The organism is uncultured Winogradskyella sp. (assembly GCF_947495255.1).
Taxonomy (GTDB): Bacteria; Bacteroidota; Bacteroidia; order Flavobacteriales; family Flavobacteriaceae; genus Winogradskyella.
In genome coordinates, this window is record NZ_CANLYI010000008.1 from 1 (window position 1) to 24,430 (window position 24,430).

A 24,430-nucleotide genomic window follows, 5' to 3' on the forward strand; every position below is an offset into this window, starting at 1 on the left:
GAACAAAAAGCTAAAGAGGAAGCTGATGCACAAGCCAAACTAGTCGCAGAACAAAAAGCTAAAGAAGAAGCTGATGCAGAAAATAAATTGGCTGAGGAATTAGAGGTTAATGAAGATTTAATTGAAAACCCAAAAGACGAGCTTGCTAAGACTATGAAAGAATTAGCAGTATCAACAGATAATTCTAAAGAATCTCAAAACGAATTATTAAAGAGATTTGATGAAATCGTTAATATTAAAAATGAAGACTTAAAAAGTCTAAAAGAAGAAAATGATTTAGGTGATCAAGGAATTACAGTTGCACCAAGACCATTTAAAAGTATTACTGCAGAAAACAACGAGCTTAATGCTGTTAAAAAGGACTTAGAAAAAGTAATTCTAACAAGAAATAATAAAATTGAAGAATTAACAGAATTATATAATGAGCGTTCTGAAATTAGCGAATATGCTTTAGATGAAGTGAACTTATTTTATAAAGGTGAAATCGACAAATTAAAACTTGAACAACAAAAAGCCAACAAAGCAAGATTGCAATTAGATGAAAGGTTGGAAACTATTAGAATAGCAACTGAATTTGAAAAAAGAAGACGAATTAAGCGTGCAGCATACAATAGTGAAGACGATAGATATAACCAAGATAGAGCATTACTAAAAAACATAAAGCAAACAACAGAATTAAACAATACAGCATACACTGCAGAAGATTTTGATTTTGGTGAGGAATTAGGAAATAACATTAGTATTCTTAAAAACATTAAAAATGTTGAAAGTGGATATTATTTAATAATTGCTGTACACAGCGATGTAAAACGTAGAAATGATTTTGTTACAAAAGTAGTTTCTGCAGGAAGAACAGATATTGATTTCTTCCACGACGTAAGCACTAGCAAGTATTACATATTCTACGATAAATTTGATAATATAAGTGATGCCAACAAGGCATTAAAAACAAAAGGAAACCGACCTTACAATGGAAAAATGTCAATAGTGAAAATCGAAAATTAATATAAGTTAAGCCACTTTGTCTTTTACTAATGCCCCTTAGAAAAAGATGAAAACAAAAACCAATAAACCATGAAAAAACCTACTTTTTCAAGAGTAACCCTTATTATTCTATTGCTGATTTTGGGACAGCAAGCCTATTCTCAAAACCTTGTGCCTTTCTCACCTAGGTATGATGAAGCCATAAAAGGAGATATGCTATTAATAGGAAACAGTAATGTGGGATTACATGTTTCTAATCCGTATAACGGAACTAATACAAACGACCAAGCTAACGCTGCTGTATATGTAGACATAGATGGTGATGCAAGTACTTTTAATTCCAGTAGTGCAGATTTAGATGTACCTGGTGATGATAGTTGTTATCAAATTGTATATGCTGGTTTGTATTGGAGTGCGGTAGTTGATGGTGCTGAACCAATTTCTGATGTGAAATTTAAAGTACCTGGAGGCTCCTATGTAGATATTACAGGTACAGAAATATACTATCAAAATGCATCCAATAATAACCAATCAAACACGTATGCATACTATCAAGATGTAACGGATATGCTAACAGCATTAGCTGATCCAGAAGGGACATATTCTGTTGCAAATATTTCTACTTTAGTTGGTCCAAAACCCAACTCTGAAGGACTTTCCGCTGGTTGGTCCTTATTTGTTATTTATGAAAACCCATTATTACCTAGTAAGTATATTACTTCTTTTGACGGTTTTACAAAAATTACAAGTACAATAAATGAAACTTTTCCTGTTAACGGATTTAATACAATACCAACAGGTCCTGTAAGAGCAAAATTTGCATTTGCCACTATAGAAGGTGACAGAAGATGGACAGGTGATTATTTACAATTAAATGGAAGCACAATTAGTGTTACCGATAATTTTGGTGCCACAATTCGTCCAGGAAATAACTTTTTTAATAGTACTGTTTCGGATATAGACCCATTAACTAATACGTCACAATTATTTACAAATAGAGTACCAAACAGTTCAAACACCTTAGGTTTTGATGCCGGAATTATTAATATTCCAAATCCTGGCAACTCACTTATTGCAAACAATGCAACCTCTGCAAATATTAGCTTAGGAAGTAATTTAGATATTTATTATTACTACTTCAGTGCATTTGCCATTGAAATTATTGCACCAAATATTGTACTTACCAAAATAGTGGAAGATGAATTTGGAAACAATATAGGTGACCAACTCGTAAGTTTAGGTGCTCCTTTAAATTATGTAATTGGTTTTCAAAACACGGGTAACGATGATGCTACAAATTTTCAAATTAGAGATATTCTTCCTGTTAATATTATTTATAATCATCCAACTGATTTAGTTTTACCTGCAGGTGTAACTGTTGCCAGTTATAATGCTGTAACAAGAGAATTAGTATTTGATATTGATGATTCACTAGTAGAACAAAATGATCCAGTTTTAGAAATAAGGATTGAAGCTCAAGTAGTGGACAATTGTTCAGAGTTACTTGAAGCTTGTTCTAACCTTATACAAAATCAGGCATATGCTTCATATCAAGGAACAGTAAATCCAGATTTTACAATTACGGATGACCCAAGTTTAAGTGCTAATACAGGTTGTTTAATATCACCTCAAGCAACTAACTTTTTAGCAGATTTAGATTGTGGTTTTCAAGAAAGTGTTGTGCTTTGTGGAGACAGCGTAGAATTGACTGCAGCTAATGGTTATGATACTTATGCATGGTCTACAAGTCCTACTGGTACACCTGTAATTGGAACTGCCCAATCTATAACTGTTACAGAAACAGGCTCTTACTATTCTTATAACACAGCAATAGCACCTTGTCAATCTATAGTTCAAAAATATGATGTAGAATTGTTTGGAAGCAATACTACAAATCCTGTAATTCCTTATGCGGATGAAGTTGTTACTTGTCCTAACAATGGAAAAGATTTACCTAATATATTTTTATGTGGTGCCAACGACTCTAGAAACATACAAACAAATATCTCGGACTCTACTTCTATTATTTGGGAAAAATTAGATGAAAGTAGCTGTACAGCCGTTACAAATATAGATTGTGCTAATGAAGAACCAAGTTGTACTTGGAATTCTGTAGGAAACAGTACAAATTTTGTTGCAGATACATCTGGTCAGTATAGAATTACAATTAATTATCCTGGAGGATGTTTTGTTCAGTTTTACTTCAATGTATATGAAAACTTATTAAGTCCTACCGTAAACTCATCAGATATTATCTGTACAACAGACGGAAGTATCACAGTAAACGATGTACCATCTGGTTATGAGTATAGTTTAGATAATATCAATTTTCAAACTAGTAATATCTTTTCTGTAGATACTGCTGGTACTTATACAATTTATGTTAGACAAACTGGTGTAGATACCAACCCTTGTGTATTTACAGTACCAGATGTATTAATTAGAGATAGAGAATTTACAGCTTCTACAACAGTTACACAACCGCTTTGTCATGGAGACAAAGGCAGTATTAATTTAGCTGCAAATGATGCTGATCCACAATACTCATTTACATTGTCTCAATCAGGAACATTAGTTAATAGTGTTGGACCAATTGTAGATAATAATTATACATTTCAAAACTTAAATGCAGGAACTTATACTGCAACTATAGAATCTGAAAATGGTTGTATCGTTTCTGAAGACATAGAAATAATAGAACCTACCTTGCTTACTGCTACAGTGGCTTTAACGACACCTCTATCTTGTGAAGATGGTGTTATTACGGTTTATCCTATTGGCGGAACTTTACCTTATTATTACTTTGTAAATGGTAGTACAAATTTTCAATCAACTCCTGAAATAACTATAACTACAGCAGGCACTTATAATATTGAAGTGGTAGATGCTAACAATTGTAGCACTAATGTTTCAATAAACGTTGAAGCTATAGCTGAACCTGATTTTAATGTTACTAAAACAGATATTACATGTGCAGACGAGGTTAATTCTGGCGCAATTACAATTAATGTTACAAATGCTAATGGTAGTAGTATTCTTTATAGTATTGATGGCGGAACTACGTATGTAAACTCAAATACGTTTACTAGCCTTACAGCCGGAACTTATACTATCGTATTACAATACACTACTGGTACAGCTCAATGTACCACAGATCCACAACCAATAACTATTAGTTCTGGAGCGGAAATCGTTGGCACAGCTGAACTAACCACTCCATTAACTTGTTTGGATAATGGAACAATAACAGTATCAAATGTTACAGGAGGCGATGCACCTTTTACCTATAGTATTGACGGAGTTAATTTCCAAAACAGTAATGTATTTAGTGATTTATCTCAAGGTACTTATACTGTAATTGTAAAGGATGCAAATGGTTGTACAGCTGCAACAAATGAAATTGAAATAGCAGCTCTAAATCCTCCAACGGATTTAACTTTTGATAATACGGCTGTGACTTGTCCAACAAACACATCAACAGTTTCAATTACAAGTACTACAGGTGGTATTGGGACTTTAGAGTATCAAATTTCTGCACCAGCTTCAAACGTTACACCTTACCAAACGTCAACAAGTTTTTCTGATTTAGAACCAGGAACATATACTTTTCAAGTTAAAGATGAAAACGATTGTGTGTATTCAGAAACACTTACTATTGACCCAATTCCTGTACCAACACTTGCTATTGTTTTAACAAAAGACTTAGATTGTACTGCATCTTCAGATGCTATTATAACAGGAACAATTACTGGACCAGCACCATACACTTATGCTGTATCTTTTAATGGAGCTGCTTATTCTAGTTTAGGAGCAACAGGAACACCGTTTACATATTCAGCTTCAAATGAAGGAACATACCAATTCCAAATTACTGATGCTAATGGTTGTATTGCAGAATCATCTGTAATTACTGTTGATCCAATATCATTACCAGAATTAAGTTTAGTTGCACAAACGCAACCTATTTTATGTAATGGTGATACAAATGGAGCTATTGAAGTTACTATTGATACCACAGTTGGTACACCTCCTTATGTTATTAATATAAATAATGATACTACGGGAACTGATTATGGAACACAAACCTCTAGCTTACCAGCAGGAACATATACAGTAACAGTAACAGATGCTAAATCTTGTACAGTAACTCAAACAGTAGATATTAACGAACCAGATGCTATCGTAGTAAATTATGATGCCATTGATATTTCTTGTACGACAGGTGGTGTTTCTCAGGGTTCTGTAATTATAAATTCTGTAACAGGCGGAACTGCTCCTTATAATTATTTTGTTACAGGAACAAATGGATACTCTAATTCAGAATTAAATAATGCAGGATCAACTTCTGTTAGTTTTGATGTTGTTGATTTTGGATTATACGAAATTAATGTAGTAGACTCTAATGGTTGTTCTGTTTTAGTTCAAGATGTTTTAGTTGCCTCTCCTCCTACTGATCTTAACATTAATATTGTTTCTACTGTAGATTGTACAACAGGCGGAGAAGCCGAGGTTAGTGTAGGTTCTACGCTTAGTAGTGCTGGTCCATTTTTCTTTAGTATATATGAAGGTCCATCAACTGTTTACCCAACAGGCACATGGTTAGCGGAAGATACGACAGGTAGTCAATCTGCTACATTTACAGGTTTAATGCCAGGTGTGCTTTATACATTTATAGTATATGATCAATCTACTAATTGTAGTTATTACGAACCATCTACTGTTGCTATACCAACAAGTTCAACTTTAACAACTTCAGCGTTTAGCTCTAACAATATTACTTGTACAGGTAGTGCTGATGGAAATGTAACTTTTACTGTAAATAGTATTTACACAAGTGCTGTAAATGTTAACTATGAAATATTTGATTCATTATCATTAAATTCTACTGGAATAACGGGTTCGGGCTCTGTACCTGCAAATGGCTCTTTAACAGTAACTGATTTAGGACCATTGCCTTTTGGTAATTACTTTGTCTCTATAAGTGAGACCTCTGGATCAAATTCTGGTTGTGGAATTGTAACGATTCCTTTTAATATTACTGAATCTGCTTTTGCATTAGAGTTAGCTGTTTCAATAGATCAAAATGCTAATTGTAATCCTAATTCAGGTATTATAAGTGCTATAGCTTCAAACGGAACGTCACCTTATAGATATCAACTTACAACATCTGCTTCAGCACCATTAGCTTCAGGTACTGGTTGGAATTCGGTAAGTACTTTCAACGAAGATGCTGGTAGTTATTACGTTCATGTTATTGATGCTTATAATTGTATCGTAACAAGTCCTGTTCAAGTTTTAGATATGGATTCCACGCCTGTTATTGCAGCAGTAAACACTAATCAATGTACCGTTGCTGAAGGTGAATTTGAAATTGATGTAACTTTAGATACGGTAGGTATTCCACCTTACACAGTAAGTATTAATGGAGGTGCTTTTCAGACACAAACCTTCCCTTTTACATTATCTAATTTATATTCTGGTTCTCATTCTGTAGAAATCAGAGATGTTAATGGCTGTGGAAATATTGTAAACTTAGATATTCAATCTCCAATTTCGTTATCACCAGAAGTTACGGCTTCTCCATCTTGTAATGATGACGATGGTGAAATAACAATAACTGGTAATGGTGGTTCTGGGTCATATACTTATAGTATTGCTCCTAACCCATCTTCTATTAGTTTAGCTGGTAATGTGTTTTCTGGAGTACCATCAGGAACTTACACTATTACAATTACAGATACATTAACCTTATGTACAGAAGAAGTTTCAGTAACACTATCAGAAGCTGTGCTTCCTACATTTACATTGACACCTACAGCTGTGACATGTTTTGGAGACAACTCTGGTTCTTTTGATATTAATATTGAAAATTATACAGGAAATTACACTTATGAAGTATTTAATAATTCTGGTACTTCAGTAACAGGAGCAATTAATGCAAATACATCAACTAATCCTCTTACAGTCTCTGGTATGGAAGCTGGAACGTTTTCAGTGATTATTACTGAAACTGATTTCCCTTTCTGTTCTGCAACATCTAATGTTATTATTACATCACCTGCGGTACCATTAACATTAAATATTTCTGAAACTTCAGATGTAACTTGTAATAATAACCAAGGAACAATTACTGCAATTGCTTCTGGTGGTTGGGGAGATTTAGAATATGAATTAACAGGAGATGCGACTATTGCATATTCTACAATCAGTACATTCACAGATCTTTCTGCAGGAAATTATGTAGTGAATGTTAGAGATTCTGGTGGCTGTATTGTTTCGGAATCAATAACATTAGAAATACCTGACCCAATCACTGCAATTTTTACACCAAGTACAACAGTATTATCTTGTTTTGGTGACCAAGATGCAAGTATTACCATTACAAATGTAACAGGTGGTCAAGGTTCTAATTATTCATACACATTAAATACAGTTTTACCAACACCAAGTGTTTCTGGTCCACAAACTTCTAATGTCTTTGAAAACTTAGGTCCTGGAACATATTTTGTTAGAATTACAGACGGATATGATTGTGAATTAACATCAATTGATATTGTTATTTCAGAACCAACACCAGTTGAGGCTAACTTAGTAAGAACAACAACGCAAACATGTTTAACGGAATCAACGTTAACGTTGAGTGCAACTGGAGGAACAGGTATATATTCTTATAGCGCTAATGCATCATTTAGCCCAGTTATAGGAACGTTTACAACATCAACTACATTCTCTGTTCCAGATGGTACTTATTCGTATTACGTAAGAGATGCTAATGGTTGTGTTACTAATGTTTCAAATGAAATCACTGTTGACCCATTACCTACTTTAACAGTAACGTTAGAATCTACTAATCCTACCATTAATTGTGCTGGTGATAATAACGGAACAATCTCTGCAACTGCAATAGGTGGTTTAGGAAATTATACTTACACATTACAGGATACATCCGGAACTGCTATTCCTGCGACGCAAAATAGTCCAGGTTATTTTACAGAACTTTATGCAGGTAATTATACGGTACTAGTAGAAAGTGGTGATTGTATTGCAACTTCCGAAATGATAAATATTACAGAACCAGATGCACCATTAGATGCAACTATAGATGTAAGCAACGTTACTTGTTCTGGAAACAATAATGGTAGTGTTGAAATTACAGCAACGGGAGGAACTGGCACAATAAAATATGCTATTTCACCGCAGTTAAATCAATTTTTTGATACTAACGTAATAGATAATTTAGAGCCAGGAGATTACAACCTTATTGTTCAAGATGAATTAGGGTGTTACTTAAGCTTTAGCTTTACAATAGAAGAACCTAGTCCTGTTATATTAAGTATTGTTCCAAATTCATTATTACCAGAAATTTGTAGTGGTGACGAAGATGGCGAATTTAGTATTACAATCTCAGGAGGAACTTTACCATATAGTGTAAGTCTAGATGATTATGAAGGTGTTTATACTACTGGTAGTGCTACTCAAAACGAATTTGATTTTACTGGTTTAGCTGGTGGTGACCATACAGTTTTTGTAAGCGATGCTGAAGGATGTGAATCGCAATGGAATATTACATTCCCTGAATCTGTGACCATTTTACCAGAAATATTAATTGAAAATGTTTGTGAAGACAATACACAAGGAAACGTTGTAACTGTAATTGTAGATGAATCTATTGACCTTACTCAACTAGATTATTCTCTAGATGGTGGACCATACCAAACTAGTGAAAAATTTACAAATGTATCAGTTGGCACAGACCACTTTATTGATGTAAGACATACTAATGGCTGTGTACAAACCACAGAATTCTTTGATATTGAAGCCTCTATTCCTATTACTTTAACCTTAACAGAAGGTGAACTAAATGAGTTTATAGCTACAACAGCAGGTGGTGAAGGTGGATACCAATACACTATGAATGGTGAAGATTATGGAAGTGAAAATTCATTTATAATAACTGAATCTGGTTTATATGAAGTAATTGTTACTGATAGCACTGGATGTTTTGCTAAGGCTACAATAGAACTAGAATTTGAAGATATCTGTATCCCCAATTGGTTTACACCAGATGGTGATGGAAATTATGATACTTGGGCACCAGGTTGTACTGAGAATTACCCGAATTTAACCTTCGATATTTTTGATCGCTATGGTCGTAAAATTGCTGAATATCATGTTGGTGAAGTTTGGGACGGAAAATATAAAGGAGCAGAACTACCAACTGGAGATTATTGGTTTGTAGTTAAAACTAATGACGCCTCACATGATAAAGAATTTGTTGGACACTTTACACTATATAGATAATAGCAAAGCGCTTAAAAAGATAACATTATGAAAAAAATCACACTATATTTTCTTTTTCTGGTCTTTGCTCAAAGCTATGGCCAAGAACTAAACTTACCTGTATTTACACAGTATTTATCAGAAAACAACTTTGTAATATCACCTACTTATGCTGGTATTGGAGATAATCTAAAACTTAGAGTAAACGGACTTACACAATGGGTTGGCATAAAAAACGCACCAGATAATCAATCGCTTTATGCAGATTTTAGAATTGCAAGTAATACAGGTGTTGGTATTTCTGCTTACAATGATAAAAATGGTAACACAAGACAAAAAGGTGTAAAATTCTCTTTTGCTCACCATTTAATATTAGACTATAAATCAAAACAATATTTATCGTTTGGTTTGTCATACAATATCAATAGTTTTAGAATTGATATAGAAAATTTTAATACTACTTATGATATTCCAGTTATAGATCCTAGTATTACAGATGACCGCTCTATATCTAATAATAACTTTGATGCAGGTATTTTATATCGTTGGAAAGCGTTCTATTTAAGTCTTAATGCCAATAACTTTATGAAAAAAGATACTGATGATTACATTGGCTTAGAGCCTAGTAGATTATTAAATTATCAAATATACTCTGGTCTTGTCATAAAAAGTAAAAACAATAAAGATGTAGAATATGAACCTTCTGTGTTTTTCCAGTTATTTGATAGTGATAAAAGATCTAGTACAGACATTAATTTTAAATATAGAAAATTTAATAGGTTAGGTGATTACTATTGGCTAGGTGCATCTTATCGTTATCTAAATGACCAATTTTTTAAACCATTAAATTTAGGTCCAATGGCTGGTATAACTTATAATAATTTTTATTTCGGTTATGCTTATCAATTTACATTTAATGATTTGTCTGGCTATAATACAGGTACACATATGATCACTATTGGATTAGATTTATTTCAAGGTGTGAGTAACTGTGCATGTACAAAAGGAACAAGTAAAAGTTATTATAGATAATAGAATTTATTCTATTTCTAACTTATAACCGACACCATGTACATTTGTTATTTTAATAGAGGAATCAGCTTTAAGCTTTTTACGCAATTTAGAAATATAAGTATCTAAGCTGCGACCTACAAAAACACCGTTGTCTTCCCAAACGCGTTTGGTAAGTTCATCGCGTTTAATAATTTGATTGGGTTTAGTAACTAAAAGCGTTAGTAATTCGCACTCCTTTTTAGACAGTGCAATTTCTTCTGCTTCCTTTACTAATTTGTTTTGTTCTGGATAAAATTTAAAGCTTCCTAATTTTTCACCAACGTCATTTTTTTCATTTTGTTGGTTTTTATTTAGTGCCATTATTTTTTTAGATAAAAGGAAAACAATTAGTAAAACTGTTAAAACAATTATGGTCTTAATTATGATAGAAGTTGTTGAGGTTACTTCAACTCTATTAATAAATTTTAACTCAATTAAATAACAAAAATTGGGTAAAGTTCTTCCTGCACAAGGAATAATAGTGCGCTCAGATTCTTTACTCATTTGATAACTGTAGGCTACTTCAAAATCTTTACATTGCTTAACCTCTACTCTATATTGTTCTGGTAAATCTGCTTTTTTTAAACTCTCTTGTATTGCTGCAACTAATGCCTGCGGTTCAATGGATAAAGAGTCACTAAATGATAATCGGTAAGTGTTAGAATTAGATTTTACAACCGGTAAAATTAAAGATGTAGAATCTTTATGAGATAATAACAATGTATTACCAGCATCTCTTAAGGCTATTTTTGTTCGTTCTGAAAAATCATCAGGTTGGTTTGTTGTACAAGATAATACCAATCCAATACATAGAGATAGTAATATTTTAGAGAAGTTTCTAATTGTAATTTGCTTCATAATTATTGTAAAGAACAAACAAATCTATGACTTTAAGGAACAGTTTACATTTCTTTTACACTTTTTTGACATGTTTATATACCCAATAAGGTCTATTTATTGAGACAAAAATTCATAGAAGTATTCCTATAAGTTCAATTCTATTCTAAATTTATTTTTACTTTTAAAGTTCTATGGAAAACAGTACAATTCTACGTTATAACGGTTATTTAAATACGCCTTCTTTATTTAAAACAGATGATTTATTAAAATTTGACATACTTCAATTAAAACGAAATAGTAAAGGTTTAGCAGATACAGACGAATTTAAAAATCAAAGATTAGGTAAATTGGTTGAAGAGTTTGTTTTCCACCAATTAAAACAAGAGTCTCATATTAAATTTATTACAGAGAATTTACAAATTCAGAATGACAAACTAACTATTGGAGAAATTGATGCTTTGTATTATAACAATGAGCAACCGATTCATCTTGAAATAGTCTACAAGTTTTACCTTTATGATTCTATTAAAACCTATAATAATCCACTCTCCTATTGGATTGGTCCAAATAGAAATGACGCTTTAGATTACAAGTTAGAAAAATTAAAAACCAAACAATTCCCATTACTCTATAGAGATCAAACTAAATTGCAATTGGAAATGTTAGATATTAATATTGAAAACGTAAAACAACAATTATGTTTTAAAGCACAGTTGTTTTTGCCTTATAATAATCAAAAAAATGATGTACATCTTTTAAACGAAGATTGTGTATCTGGTTTTTATTCTTCTTTCAACGCTATTAATGATTTTGAACAGTATAGCTTTTATATTCCCGTAAAATTAGATTGGTTAATTAAACCTCATTATAATGTGGAGTGGTTAACTTTTGAAACTGCAAAATTCAAAATAGAAAAATTTATTATTCAGAAAAAATCACCTTTAGTTTGGTTAAAAAATGAAAAACAAGAATTTATAAAATGTTTTATAACGTGGTGGTAACAGAATTTATTTACTTTCTGTATATTTCAAGAGCCAAAAAAATCATTGTATGAAATTCTACCTAACATTTTTTCATAAAGCCATTATTTATATTGCGTTGTGTACCTATTTCAACACTATAAATGCACAAGTAAAAACATCAAAAGAACCTAATTGGATTCTAAATCAAGACTATAAAACAACTATAGATATTGCCTTAGATGAAGTAGATTATGGCTATGTAATGTTGCTGGCAGATGAACAAGTTCATTTACCTAAACAGGAACGCTACTACAGAAACGTAAAAAAAATTACAGATAATTTAGGCATACAACATGTTGCCGAAGTTGGAGATATATACGATCCAAAATATCAAACTATAACGTTTCATAAAATTGATATTATTAGAAATGGTGAAGTCATTAACAAACTAGATGTCAATAACTTTCAAGTGATTAGGCGCGAATCTAATTCTGAAAATTATATCTACGATGGCAGATTAACCGCAATCACTAATCTCGCTGATATTAGAAAAGATGACATTGTAGATTATAGTTATACTATTACAGGTTTTAACCCAATACACGATGGTAATTTTTCTGGTGCTTTTTCCTTAAATAATTTCATATACATTAATAAATCTAATATAAGAATACTATCTAATACAGACTTAGATTACAAACTATTTAACTCCGACTTACAACCCACGGTTACTAGTGAAAATGGATTAAAAGTTTACCGCTGGTTTGCCGAAAATATACAAAATGTTGAAATAGATTATGAGTCGCCAAGTTGGCTAATTGAATATCAAAACTTGTTTGTTTCAGATTATAAAACATGGAAAAATGTTATTGATTGGGGAACAAAATTATATCATGTTAAAGACAAAATATCACCACAATTACAAGCTAAAATTAACGCGATAAAATCTAAATCAATAGAAGAATCAGATAGAATTGTGGCTGCTTTAGAGTTTGTACAAAATGAAATAAGATATTTAGGTTTAGAAGATGGTATTGGTAGTTACAAACCCTTTTCGCCTAATAAAGTTTTTGAGCAGCGCTTTGGAGATTGCAAGGATAAAACCTTGCTTTTAGTTACTATATTAAACGCTATGGATATTGAAGCTTACCCAATGTTGGTAAATTCTGTAATTGGTAAAAGTATACCCGAAATTCTGCCAAGTCCTAAAAGTTTTGACCATGTTGTTGTAAAAGCTACCGATAAAACTGGTCGAGATTTATATTATGATCCAACTATGACCAACCAAAAGGGAAGCTATGAAAAAATTTACTTTCCCAATTATGAAACTGGATTAGTACTTAAAGACGGAAATTTTGAATTGGAAAAACTTCAAAATTTTAGCGATAATCTTGTTGAAGTGTTTGATGAATTTAAAATAGGAGAACTTGGTAAAGGAGCGACTTTAAAAGTGACCACTATTTATTATGAATATGAGGCTGATAAAATGCGTAACTATTATAAAAATAGCAGCTTAACTTCTATTAAAAACGATTTTAAAGATTATTATGCTAACTATTACGAAAATATAGAAACCACAGCAGACCCAATTATTAAAGACGACAGCCTTAAAAATGTAGTGACTATTTATGAGAATTATGAGTTGCAAGATATTTGGGATGAAGTTGTAACTGATGGTGATGACATTAGTGTAACATTTACACCTTCTGCTATATATGATATTTTAATTCTACCTACAGAAAAAGAACGAAAAAAAGAGTTTGCCTTATATTATCCGGCTACAAAGCGCCATACTATAAACATTAAATTACCTAGAGCATGGAACATTGAATCTACAGACTATAACATTTACTCTAAAGATTTTTATTACGAATTTGAAGGTAATTACAAGCGTGCTTCAAATGAATTGAATTTAATGTCTTATTATAAAAATCAGAGTAGTTATGTAAAACCTGAAAATTTTAAGCAATACTATAACGATATAAAAGATTTAGAGAACAGAATATCTTATTACATTTCCGTTCCTAAAAGTTATGCTGCATCAGATTCTAATATTCGACAAAAGAATTCCAATTCTACACAATTAGCCTCTGATGTAATTAAAAACATTTTTCTATTTTTAGTATTACCAATTATCGTCATACTAGTCATCATTTTGATAATTGTCTTAATCGTTAAAAATTCTAAAAAATAAGCCATCATCAAATCGCAGTATTATAAAATATATAAACCCTATGGCTATTTAAGTCAGTTTATAAATCATCAAAATAAAAGACGAAACAAAAAGCTTTTAAGTGAGCTCTTTGATTTATCTAAAGATGTTATGGCTGTTGGTCGTTTAGATGAAAAATCTGAAGGATTATTACTTCTAACCACAGATGGAAAATTTAGTAATCATATAACAAGTTCTAATTTTGAAAAGGAATATCATGTTATGGTTGATGGAATCATAACACCCGAAATTATAGAAGAGCTAAAAACTGGTGTAGAGATTTCTGTAGAAGGAAAACCCTACAAAACTAAAGCTTGTAAGGCTGAAATATTAGAGGATACATCACATATATCTGAGCGTTTTGTGCGCGACGAAAGACATGGAATTACAACATGGTTGTCCATTACTTTAACTGAAGGGAAATTTAGGCAAGTACGAAAAATGACTGCAAAAGTAGGATTACCAACATTAAGATTGGTTAGAGTAAGAATTGGAGATTATAAGCTAGATAGAATGAAACCTGGAGAAATATTACCTATTAGTTATTAGAAGCAGTTTCTTTCTTCTCTTTTTCTTCTGTTTCCTTTTCGGTGATAATCATTTTTTCATTATTGAAAATAATGGTCGCTTTAACACCTGTTAAAAGATTCCATTCTTTAGAAGAAATAACGTTTCCTCTATCATCGTAGACTACAAATTCAGCTGTGTTTGGACCTGAATCACCTTGATTTAATGCCACAATATCAACCGTGTTTTTACCATCGACTAAATCAACTTCAACACGTCTGTAACTGCTAGTTAGTAATAAGTTACTCTTAATTACTGCACCATTTATCAAAATCTGAACACGATCACCATCAGGATATTGGTGATCTCTACAAACTATATTTACAAATTTAGTATCTACGTTGTGTTCGCCTAAAAATTGATCAGACATTTCTCTAATAATTCCACCTTTAACAGCTTCCTTATTCCAACGCTTTTCATAAATTTCACTAGGACTTTTTAAACCGTCATTTTCTGTCATTGAAAATGGTTTTTCGGTTTCTTTTATAATAAACTTTTCTTCCTCGTCTTTAGCCTTATTGTTCGACTTTTTGTCTTCATCTTCCTTTTTAAGAATAGGAGCTACTTTAACTTTAATCAAAGTAGAATCTTTATCTTTTTTAGATTCAACAGCCGGAATATGAATAGTTTTAGTTTTCTTATCTTTAATTTGAGCAAAAACCATGCTACTGCAAAATATGCAGAACATAAATACTATAAATTTTGTGGTTTTCACTTTCAATTAATTCTTTTATTATTTGTCGTATAATTTACAAAAACCATACCTTAATACTAATAGTTTCAAAATAAACGTATAAAAATAGAAATCTTTACAAAAAAACGTTAAAACTTACCATTAAAGCTAATTCTTAAGCGTCTGTTATATTCTTCAAAAAGCCAATCTTTATAGTTTTGTGTACTATTCATTATACAATAACAGTATTGTTTTACTCTAAACGCAATTTCGTCTTGTAAATCTTTTATTAACTCTCTAGCATCGTAAACATCTTCACTATTATCAACACATATTTGAGAATGCTGAGCAATAGAACGTTCAATTACGGTAAACGATTTTTTACCAGAATTAACAACGTCTTTATATTCTTCTTTTACATCAAAATTTAAAGTAAATGATTTTTTGAATTTTACTTTTAAAGAATCTGGCATAGTGTAAACAAAATCGCGCTCTAACAATTCATCATCAACAATATTATCTAAATAAAGATCCGGATATTTAAAAATATGTTGCCAATCTACAGGTTGATTCCATGGTCCAAATCTCGCTTCATTATTACCTAAATCAATAACCTGAAAGGTCTTTCTATCTTTATAAATTCTACTACCACGACCTATCATCTGAAAATATAGAGTCAAAGAGCGAGTAGCTCTATTCAAAATTATAGTTTCTACTGTTGGTTCATCAAAACCTGTGGTTAGAATACTAACAGAAGACAACACCGCATCTGGTGTATGTTTAAACCATTTTAAAATGTCTTTTCGTTCTTGTTTACCCGCTGTATTATCTAAATGTCTTACGTTATAACCTGCTTTTTTAAAGGTGTAATAAACTTCTTTAGATGTATAAATACCGTTGTTAAATATTAAGGTTTTTTTACCCTTTGCCATTTCCTCATAAGCAGACAAAAGCTTTGTTTGCATTAGGCTATTGGTATATAAAGCTTCAGAAGATTTCACCGTATAATCACCATTAATACCAATTTTTAAGGTGGTTAAACCAACATCATAATTATAAACTTCTGCGTTTGCTAAAAAACCATTTTTTATTAAGGTTTCAATATCATCTCCAACAATTAGCTTTTTATAGTTATCCTTCATCGGAAGTTTAATATTACTACTCAAAGGTGTTGCTGTAACTCCCAGAATAAAACAGTTTTCAAAAAACTTAAATAACTTTCTGAAAGAGTTATAATGCGCTTCATCAATAATAACCAATCCAATGTTTTTCAACTCAAAATCATTATCCGATAGACGATTATTTAAGGTTTCTACCATAGCCACAAAACACTGATATTCGTCTTGATCTGGTAACGTTTTCACCTTACTATTAATCACTTTGTTTTTTACATTAAAGCCTGATAATACGTTTGATGTTTGCTTACAAAGTTCTATTCTATGCGTAAGAATTACTACTTTTTTCTGATGTTGTTCTGCATAACGCCTTACAATTTCGGAAAAAATAACAGTTTTTCCACCTCCTGTAGGTAATTGATACAATAAGTTGAAATCATCAGATTCATTCTCCATCACATCAAAAATGCGATTAAGGTCTTTACTTTGATAATCGTAAAGACTTTTCTCGGTTGCATTTTCTTGAATGATTTCAGTTTCTGATGACATAAATTGACTTTTGCAAATGGTTAATTTTGCAAAAATAACACATTGTAAAGGTTTTTAAGATGAATTGTTAACAAGATTTTACAAGATTGGTACTGTTGTTGTGAATGTTAAAGAATTAACATTTAAAACTTTATATTATGAAATCATTTAGAAGACACGCTGCATCGGTCAATGCAGGATCAATGGCAGACATTGCCTTTTTACTACTCATTTTCTTTTTAGTAACCACAACTATTTCTGCTGACAAAGGTATTTTACGACAACTTCCCAGTATTTGCGAATCTGGTGATTGTGTAGCTGATATTGCCGAGCGAAACCTATTGCGTGTAAGGGTTAATGAACAGCAACAAATAATGATTGAGGACAGAGTTGTAAAATTAACGGAAATTAAATCTATTGTAGAATCCTTTATTGATAACAATGGATTTTCTACATGTGATTATTGCGAAGGTGAACAATTTAAAAAATCTTCCGACCATCCTAAAAAGGCTGTAATTTCACTAAGCCATGAAGCATTAACCAAATATGAACGTTTTATTGCTGTCCAAGATGAAATTACAAAAGCGTATTACCAACTTCGTTTACGTTATGCAAAACAAATGTTTAACAAAACACCAGAACAATTATCTAAAGCGGAATTAAAACAAGTGCAAGATGCATTTCCTTTTAAAGTATCTGAAATAATGGTAAAACGTTCTAATTAACCTGAAATAGAATCCTTTACTGGTAAACAGTATTGGATTTTCACTTTTCTTTTGCCCCAAGTTTTAGCTTTTTTAACATCGTTGCCCATATAGATATCTATGCGTTTACGCCAGCGACGGTTCATTTTATCCTTAACAGTATATAAACTATCAAAACCTTGAATCTTAACCTGCGTGTTATGTACTAAACCCGAATCTATTAAGTCTCTCGATACTGCGATATATCTTAATCCTGGTTTTAAACTGTCTCCAAATGCAGTAATTGTAGGATTAGAATTGGTCTGGTATGCTAAAGAATTATAGGCAGTTGCAGTAACTTTAATATGTTTTTTATTGCAATCTTCTTCTACTCTAGCGTTACAACTGAATAGAATGATTAACAATGATAATATTACTATATAAGAAGGTTTCATGTTTATAAATATAATGATTATTGTTAAAAACTGTTAAATCATTACTTTGTATTGCACAGTACTGTAACAAAATTCAAAATTTGTCGTCTATCTAGTATAACCAATTAAAAACATATATTATGAGAACTTTAAACAGTAACCAAATTACAAGTAAATCTGCAGAAACTAAAAGTTATTCTTGGAACAGTAAAAGACGTTTTAGATAAAATAACTTTATTCATCAATCAATCAATCAATCAATCAATCAATCAAAAAATTATGAAAGCATTATCAAAAATTGTCAATACATCTAATAGTCTAGCTGATGACTTAAAAACCATTAGAGTTTAGTCTTAAAGCCATTAATTTTAAGAATTAGTCTAATAAAAAAAGTCAGTTTCCTTTTAAAGAAACTGACTTTTTTTATCGTTAAAATAAAGCTTACTTTTTTATTAACTTCTTAGTTATAGTATGCGTTCCTGTAGATAATTTCACAAAATATACACCACTTTGAAATGGAGACACATTTATTTGATTCACTATATTAGAATCTAAATTACCTTTTACAATTTCTTGACCTAATGTATTAAATATTGAATAATCAACTTTAGTATTTATATTAGTAAATTCTATATTTATAATATCATTTATTGGGTTAGGATATACCTTAATTGCATTATATAAATCAAAATCGTTAATACCTAATGCTTCTTCAGCTTTAAAAGTTATTGATTCTTCCGTACTAAAATCTCCACCAGAAATTAAAACAATTCCATTCTCATCAGATAAAGAATAAGACCCATTTCCTGTGAAATTACCACAACATATACCATCTCCATAAGAATCAGAAATAGTAAATGTATAACATTCATTAAATACTGGAATTGTAATTATTTCTTGATATGTTATAGCGTCTCCATAGGTTGATGCAGGAATACTGCTTATAACTGTACCACTGCTATTTGTAAATGTCCAAGAAGTTTCATAACCATAGTTATCTGTTATAAGATCCAATGTTAAGGTTGATGTAGCATAAGAAGGAGAAATATCAAAATTAAAGCCAGATGCATCATTAGTTGTATTCTCATCTGATGTTCCATTTGGATTAGAAACATTTATAGTAAAGGCATGACTACCTGAGGCTAAATCTGAATATGCAGGAGTTGCAACCACTTCGCTTGAGCCACTAGCCAAATTACCAGTCCATGAAACCACAGTTGGTGTTTCAGAGTCTAAATAATAAGATACAGTCGCAGACGTTAATGCCAAATTTCCAGGATTTGTTAATGTAACTTGTGGTGAAAAATCTTCTCCGCAAAGTTCTACGCTATTTGAGCCTGAACTTACAGTCGCATCATTATCATAAGTCTGAAGCGTTGGGTATTGACCAATTGTAGCTACACCAGAATTTGTTGGATCTAACCATTCCTTAAGTCTAGTTGCTGAAGTACTACCATAATCCCAGGCAACACCAAATCTTCCATAAAAATCATATTGTCCATTATTAGAAGTTCCGCTACAAGCCGCAACACCACCAGATAGCATTCCTATTAATTCTCCACTTTCATTAAATAAACCAGATCCAGATGACCCTTGTTCAGTAACACCTAACTCCCACTCTGTGATATACCACATCTGTGTGTTTGCGTTTCCGTTAAAATTTACAACGTTTCTTGCCGCACCATCATCATCTCTGCACGCTTTTTGTATATCTCCACTTGGGTGATGTACTCCAAAATTAACTACTGGTGTTTGCGTAGTAGAATTATTCCAACCTGCCCAAACCACGTCTGGATTATTGTTAAAAAAACTCGTATCAGTAATTTCTACTAACTCCATATCTGATTGTGAGCTATTTGCTCTTAAAGTAGCTCCACTTACAGTTTGATCATAAGAACCATTTGGGCTACTTGCCGTTGTACTGCAAGATGGTGTTGGACTTCTCCAGTTAAATCTAAATGCCCAACTACCTTCACCTCCACTACAGTGATTAGCCGTAATAAAATAAGGCGTACCATCATTATTAGTATTATTAACTAAAGTACCAGAACAAAAACCTGAACCTCCCGTTACTAGCATACCTGCCGCTTTCTTTACATTCTCTTTTATAGTATTTAAACCATAAGGATCCGTAGTTGGCGAGATATCACAATCAACATCTTGATTACAGTTACCAGAATCACCTAAAGCTTTTTGGTAAGACTTAGCAGTTCTGTAACCGTGTACAACTGAACCTACCACAATATTAGCTGTACCACTTACATTTGCTGGTTGGTAATATTCTATAATAGCTTCATTGCCTTCTACCATCCAAGTTCCTAAAACATTCTCATCGTTATTATTATAATGTGTAAATGGTCTTAATAAATCAGTTTTATCACTATTATAAACATAGAGTTTAGCGCCTTCTGGAATGTTAAAAACATCGAACATAAAGTTTAATGAATATGCGTTTTCAGAAGTGTATGCCATTCTCCAAATTCGGTCACCGTTTTCTAAGGTTGTCCACTCACCTACACTATTAAAATTATGACCAACATATAATTGATGTCCAAATCTCCAAGGAATAGATTTGTTTTTATCATTGATTTTATCTTCATTCTGAAGTTTTTTCAAATCAAAAGATTGAAGTTCAAAAGGGACCAAACTCGTTAAGTTTTTTTGATGCCAACTAGGTGGTTTAATATCTTCTGGGATTTGTTGTGCAAAAGATAAAATGGTGATAAATAATAAAGGGACTAGTAATTTTACTTTCATAAGGAATATTTTAATAAGTGCTAAAATTAATGATTTAAATACAATGTTTTCAAAATTAACACCAAATGAATAGCATATGCTGAAGATATCGTAATTAATATTAAGGATAATGAAATGGAATAGAGAGCTCTATCCATTTATCAAAGTAAACGAACCATATGCACTTTTCAAAGTAAATTATACGTAACCGTATTTTGTATCTACTAAAATCGAATTTTAATCTACAAATAAACAGAAGTTAGTACGCCAATACATCTCTCAAAGCATTTTCAAACTTTCCTTTAGCCATATACTGGTTTTCTAATTGACCAATAAACGGAATTGGAGTTTCCATACTGGCAACACGCTTAACTGGAGCGTCTAAATATTCAAAACATTCTTCCATTAATAGTGCCGATAAATCACTTGATATACCTCCAAACAGAGAGTCTTCTTGAAGAATAATAGCTCTTCCTGTCTTTTTAACAGAGTTTATAATAGCATCCTTATCTAAAGGCTGTAAAGTTCTTAAATCTATTAAATCTGCTGAAATATCAGCGTTTTTTTCTAATGTTTCTAAAGCCCAATGAACTCCTGCTCCATAAGTGATAATAGTAACATTTTCACCTACTTTTAATTGAGCAGCTTTACCAAATGGAATAGTAAAATAATCTGTTGGAACCTCTTGTCTAATGCTTCTATATAATGCTTTGTGCTCAAAGAATAATACAGGATTTGGATCATTAATTGCTGTTGCTAGTAATCCTTTTGCATCATAAGGAAACGCAGGATATACAACCTTTAGACCTGGTGTTTTAGTAAACCAAGCTTCGTTTGTTTGCGAGTGAAATGGTCCTGCTGCAACACCTCCACCACAAGGCATTCTTACCACAATATCTGCTTGTTGCTCCCATCTGTAATGAGATTTTGCTAAATAATTTACAACCGGATTAAAGCCTGATGTTACAAAATCTGCAAATTGCATTTCTACAACCGATTTAATGCCAGAAATAGATAATCCCATTGCCGTTTCAACAATTGCCGATTCACAAATAGGTGTATTTCTAACACGTTCTTTTCCAAAGTCTTCAAGAAAACCTTCGGTAATTTTAAAAACACCACCATATTCTGCAATATCCTGCCCCATAATAACAAGGTCGCTGTGTCTCTCCATAGATTGTTTTAAGCCTTCAGAAATAGCATCGATTAATCGTAAATCTTCAACTTTATTATTTGGCTTAAACTCCTTATAGTCAAATGATTTATAGACATCAGTCAACTCAGTAGTTTCATTTGGTATAATCTCTGGTTCTGCGTTTGCGGATATTAAAGCTGCATCTATTTCAGCCTTTATTTCTGAAGTATAAGTCTCATCTGTAGCAGGACTTAAAATCTTTTTACTGTATAAATAACTTCTAAAATTGTCTAAGGGGTCTTTTGCTTCCCACTCATCCATTAATTCTTTTGGAACATATTTAGTTCCACTTGCCTCTTCGTGCCCTCTTCTTCTAAACGTTTTAAATTCTATTAAAATAGGTCGTGGACGTTTTCTTATACTCTCTGCAAGTTTCTGAACCTTTGTATAGGTCTCAATAACATTATTACCGTCTAAAATAAAAGATTCAATGCCATAACCTTTACCTCTATCAGCTAAATTTTTGCAATGATATTGCTCATTGGTAGGCGTAGAAAGTCCATATCCATTATTTTCAATACAAAATATCACAGGTAATTGCCAAACAGAAGCAACATTTAACGCTTCATGAAAATCACCTTCACTCGTTCCGCCTTCTCCTGTAAAAACAGCAGTTACTTTACCATTTTTCTTTAATAAATTGGCTAAAGCAATACCATCTGCAACACCTAATTGTGGTCCTAAATGAGAAATCATTCCAACAAGATTATACTCTTGTGTGCCAAAATGGAAAGAGCGATCTCTACCTTTTGTAAATCCGCTTGCTTTTCCTTGCCATTGACAAAATAAACGATGTAACGGAATCTCTCGAGTAGTAAACACACCAAGATTTCTATGCATTGGTAAGATGTATTCGTTTGGCTCTAAAGCCATAGTTACACCAACTGATATAGCTTCTTGGCCTATGCCAGAAAACCATTTAGAGACCTTACCTTGACGCAATAGAATGAGCATTTTCTCTTCTATTAATCGAGGTTTAAGCATATTATAATAGAGTTCTAATAACGTTTTGTTATCTAGATTTCTTTTGTCGTAGGTTATGTTACTTTTTGTGATTGTTGGCATATATTGAAATTTCGCTAATGAATCAAATGTAATTAAAATTGCCACAATAAACCATAATAGGCTCCAAATTGTCAATAAATTCGACCTAATATTTATCACTATTATTGTTAACTTTGTATATTGACAAAAATTTAAACAACAATCCAATGGATAGAATACCTAGCGTAGATTTAAAGGATTTCATTTCTGAAGATCCAAAAAGAAAACAAAAGTTTATAGATGAGATAGGAAAGGCATATGAAGATATAGGTTTTGTTGCTTTAAAAGGGCATTTTTTAGATGACACTTTAGTTGACAATTTATATGGTGAAGTCAAAAATTTTTTCAACTTACCTTTAGAAGTAAAAGAAAGCTACGAAGTTCCAGGTATTGGAGGACAACGTGGTTATGTTTCTTTTGGTAAAGAAAGTGCCAAAGGAAAAAAAGAAGGTGATTTAAAGGAGTTTTGGCATTTTGGTCAGTATGTAGAAGATGATGAAGAAAGACGCAAAGAATATCCTGAAAATGTTACGGTAAATGAATTAGCCGAATTTAATAAAGTAGGAAAACAAACCTACCAAATGTTAGAGAAGACAGCAAAATATGTATTGCGAGCATTAGCACTTTATTTAAACTTGGAAGAAACTTATTTTGATAATTATATCCATAACGGAAATTCAATTCTAAGACCTATTCATTACCCACCAATTACGCAAGAACCTAAAAATGCTGTAAGAGCTGCAGCACATGGTGATATTAATTTGATTACCTTATTAATGGGTGCCCAAGGACGTGGACTACAAGTGCAACGTAATGATGGCGAATGGATTGATGCTATTGCAGAACCAGACGAACTTATGATTAATGTTGGTGATATGTTATCTAGACACTCTAACAATAAACTTAAATCAACGATTCACCGTGTAATAAATCCGCCTAGAGAACTTTGGGGAACATCGCGTTATTCTATGCCCTTTTTTATGCATCCTGTTAGTGAGATGAAATTAGATGTTTTAGAAAGCTGTATCGATGAAGATAATCCGAAGCAATATGAAGATATAACTGCTGGTGAATTCTTAAACGAGCGTTTAATCGAATTAGGACTTATAAAAAAATAGTTGACA

General features: G+C 32.0%; 13 protein-coding genes and 1 pseudogene. 8 read left to right on the forward strand and 6 right to left on the reverse strand.

The window, feature by feature from the left end; translation table 11 throughout:
- The 3 genes and pseudogenes from Q0807_RS13660 to Q0807_RS13670 form a co-directional block, all read left to right on the forward strand.
- Positions 1-1,005 (forward strand): annotated as a pseudogene (locus Q0807_RS13660) (hypothetical protein); the annotation flags it as partial.
- A gap of 69 nt (positions 1,006-1,074) precedes the next feature.
- Positions 1,075-9,285, forward strand: a complete 8,211-nt coding sequence (locus Q0807_RS13665; protein ID WP_299110639.1) for a T9SS type B sorting domain-containing protein — start codon at positions 1,075-1,077, stop codon at positions 9,283-9,285.
- Positions 9,286-9,312: 27 nt separating this feature from the next.
- Positions 9,313-10,296, forward strand: coding sequence for a type IX secretion system membrane protein PorP/SprF (locus Q0807_RS13670; protein WP_299110641.1), 984 nt, complete (start codon positions 9,313-9,315; stop codon positions 10,294-10,296).
- Positions 10,297-10,302: 6 nt separating this feature from the next.
- Here the strand turns inward: Q0807_RS13670 and Q0807_RS13675 are convergent, their stop codons facing one another.
- A complete protein-coding gene (locus tag Q0807_RS13675) occupies positions 10,303-11,175 on the reverse strand; it encodes a winged helix-turn-helix domain-containing protein (RefSeq protein ID WP_299110642.1) in 873 nt (290 codons plus the stop codon).
- 173 nt (positions 11,176-11,348) lie between these two features.
- On the opposite strand from Q0807_RS13675, the gene Q0807_RS13680 reads away from it, so the two are divergent.
- The 3 genes from Q0807_RS13680 to Q0807_RS13690 are packed head-to-tail and all read left to right on the forward strand — an operon-like array spanning position 11,349 to position 14,880.
- The gene (locus Q0807_RS13680) at positions 11,349-12,158 is read left to right on the forward strand and encodes a DUF1853 family protein (protein WP_299110644.1); all 810 of its coding nucleotides are present in this window, start codon (positions 11,349-11,351) and stop codon (positions 12,156-12,158) included.
- A 49-nt stretch (positions 12,159-12,207) separates the two neighbouring features.
- A complete protein-coding gene (locus Q0807_RS13685) occupies positions 12,208-14,313 on the forward strand; it encodes a DUF3857 domain-containing transglutaminase family protein (protein ID WP_299110647.1) in 2,106 nt (701 codons plus the stop codon).
- A 27-nt stretch (positions 14,314-14,340) separates the two neighbouring features.
- Positions 14,341-14,880 (forward strand): pseudouridine synthase, encoded by a 540-nt coding sequence (locus Q0807_RS13690; RefSeq protein ID WP_367180265.1) that lies wholly within the window; start codon positions 14,341-14,343, stop codon positions 14,878-14,880.
- Here the strand turns inward: Q0807_RS13690 and Q0807_RS13695 are convergent.
- A complete protein-coding gene (locus tag Q0807_RS13695) occupies positions 14,870-15,586 on the reverse strand; it encodes a hypothetical protein (protein WP_299110649.1) in 717 nt (238 codons plus the stop codon). The two genes, Q0807_RS13690 and Q0807_RS13695, sit on opposite strands and share 11 nt — an antisense overlap.
- A 134-nt stretch (positions 15,587-15,720) precedes the next feature.
- Entirely contained in the window at positions 15,721-17,235 is a 1,515-nt protein-coding gene (locus tag Q0807_RS13700) for a DEAD/DEAH box helicase (RefSeq protein ID WP_299110652.1), read from the reverse strand.
- A 137-nt stretch (positions 17,236-17,372) separates the two neighbouring features.
- On the opposite strand from Q0807_RS13700, the gene Q0807_RS13705 reads away from it, so the two are divergent.
- The gene (locus Q0807_RS13705; RefSeq protein ID WP_299110654.1) at positions 17,373-17,939 is read left to right on the forward strand and encodes a biopolymer transporter ExbD; all 567 of its coding nucleotides are present in this window, start codon (positions 17,373-17,375) and stop codon (positions 17,937-17,939) included.
- Here Q0807_RS13705 and Q0807_RS13710 read toward each other — a convergent pair.
- The 3 genes from Q0807_RS13710 to Q0807_RS13720 all read right to left on the reverse strand — a co-directional run bounded on the left by Q0807_RS13710 (position 17,936) and on the right by Q0807_RS13720 (position 23,327).
- Positions 17,936-18,352, reverse strand: a complete 417-nt coding sequence (locus tag Q0807_RS13710; RefSeq protein WP_299110656.1) for a 3D domain-containing protein — start codon at positions 18,350-18,352, stop codon at positions 17,936-17,938. The two genes, Q0807_RS13705 and Q0807_RS13710, sit on opposite strands and share 4 nt — an antisense overlap.
- A 420-nt stretch (positions 18,353-18,772) precedes the next feature.
- Positions 18,773-21,088: a T9SS type A sorting domain-containing protein gene (locus Q0807_RS13715; protein ID WP_299110658.1), complete on the reverse strand. Its 2,316-nt coding sequence runs from the start codon at positions 21,086-21,088 to the stop codon at positions 18,773-18,775.
- 238 nt (positions 21,089-21,326) lie between these two features.
- Complete coding sequence (locus Q0807_RS13720; RefSeq protein ID WP_299110660.1) at positions 21,327-23,327, reverse strand: dehydrogenase E1 component subunit alpha/beta; 2,001 nt, start codon at positions 23,325-23,327, stop codon at positions 21,327-21,329.
- Between the two features lie 146 nt (positions 23,328-23,473).
- Here Q0807_RS13720 and Q0807_RS13725 point away from each other — a divergent pair, with 146 nt between their 5' ends.
- Positions 23,474-24,424 (forward strand): 2-oxoglutarate and iron-dependent oxygenase domain-containing protein, encoded by a 951-nt coding sequence (locus Q0807_RS13725; protein ID WP_299110662.1) that lies wholly within the window; start codon positions 23,474-23,476, stop codon positions 24,422-24,424.
- Positions 24,425-24,430 lie beyond the last annotated feature (6 nt).

Coding starts and splice junctions, on each gene's coding strand:
- Q0807_RS13665 (WP_299110639.1), top strand. CDS start 1,075: ATGAAAAAACCTACTTTTTCAAGAGTAACCCTTATTATTCTATTGCTG.
- Q0807_RS13685 (WP_299110647.1), top strand. CDS start 12,208: ATGAAATTCTACCTAACATTTTTTCATAAAGCCATTATTTATATTGCG.
- Q0807_RS13695 (WP_299110649.1), bottom strand. CDS start 15,586: ATGTTCTGCATATTTTGCAGTAGCATGGTTTTTGCTCAAATTAAAGAT.
- Q0807_RS13675 (WP_299110642.1), bottom strand. CDS start 11,175: ATGAAGCAAATTACAATTAGAAACTTCTCTAAAATATTACTATCTCTA.
- Q0807_RS13670 (WP_299110641.1), top strand. CDS start 9,313: ATGAAAAAAATCACACTATATTTTCTTTTTCTGGTCTTTGCTCAAAGC.
- Q0807_RS13705 (WP_299110654.1), top strand. CDS start 17,373: ATGAAATCATTTAGAAGACACGCTGCATCGGTCAATGCAGGATCAATG.
- Q0807_RS13725 (WP_299110662.1), top strand. CDS start 23,474: ATGGATAGAATACCTAGCGTAGATTTAAAGGATTTCATTTCTGAAGAT.
- Q0807_RS13720 (WP_299110660.1), bottom strand. CDS start 23,327: ATGCCAACAATCACAAAAAGTAACATAACCTACGACAAAAGAAATCTA.
- Q0807_RS13680 (WP_299110644.1), top strand. CDS start 11,349: ATGGAAAACAGTACAATTCTACGTTATAACGGTTATTTAAATACGCCT.
- Q0807_RS13715 (WP_299110658.1), bottom strand. CDS start 21,088: ATGAAAGTAAAATTACTAGTCCCTTTATTATTTATCACCATTTTATCT.
- Q0807_RS13700 (WP_299110652.1), bottom strand. CDS start 17,235: ATGTCATCAGAAACTGAAATCATTCAAGAAAATGCAACCGAGAAAAGT.
- Q0807_RS13710 (WP_299110656.1), bottom strand. CDS start 18,352: ATGAAACCTTCTTATATAGTAATATTATCATTGTTAATCATTCTATTC.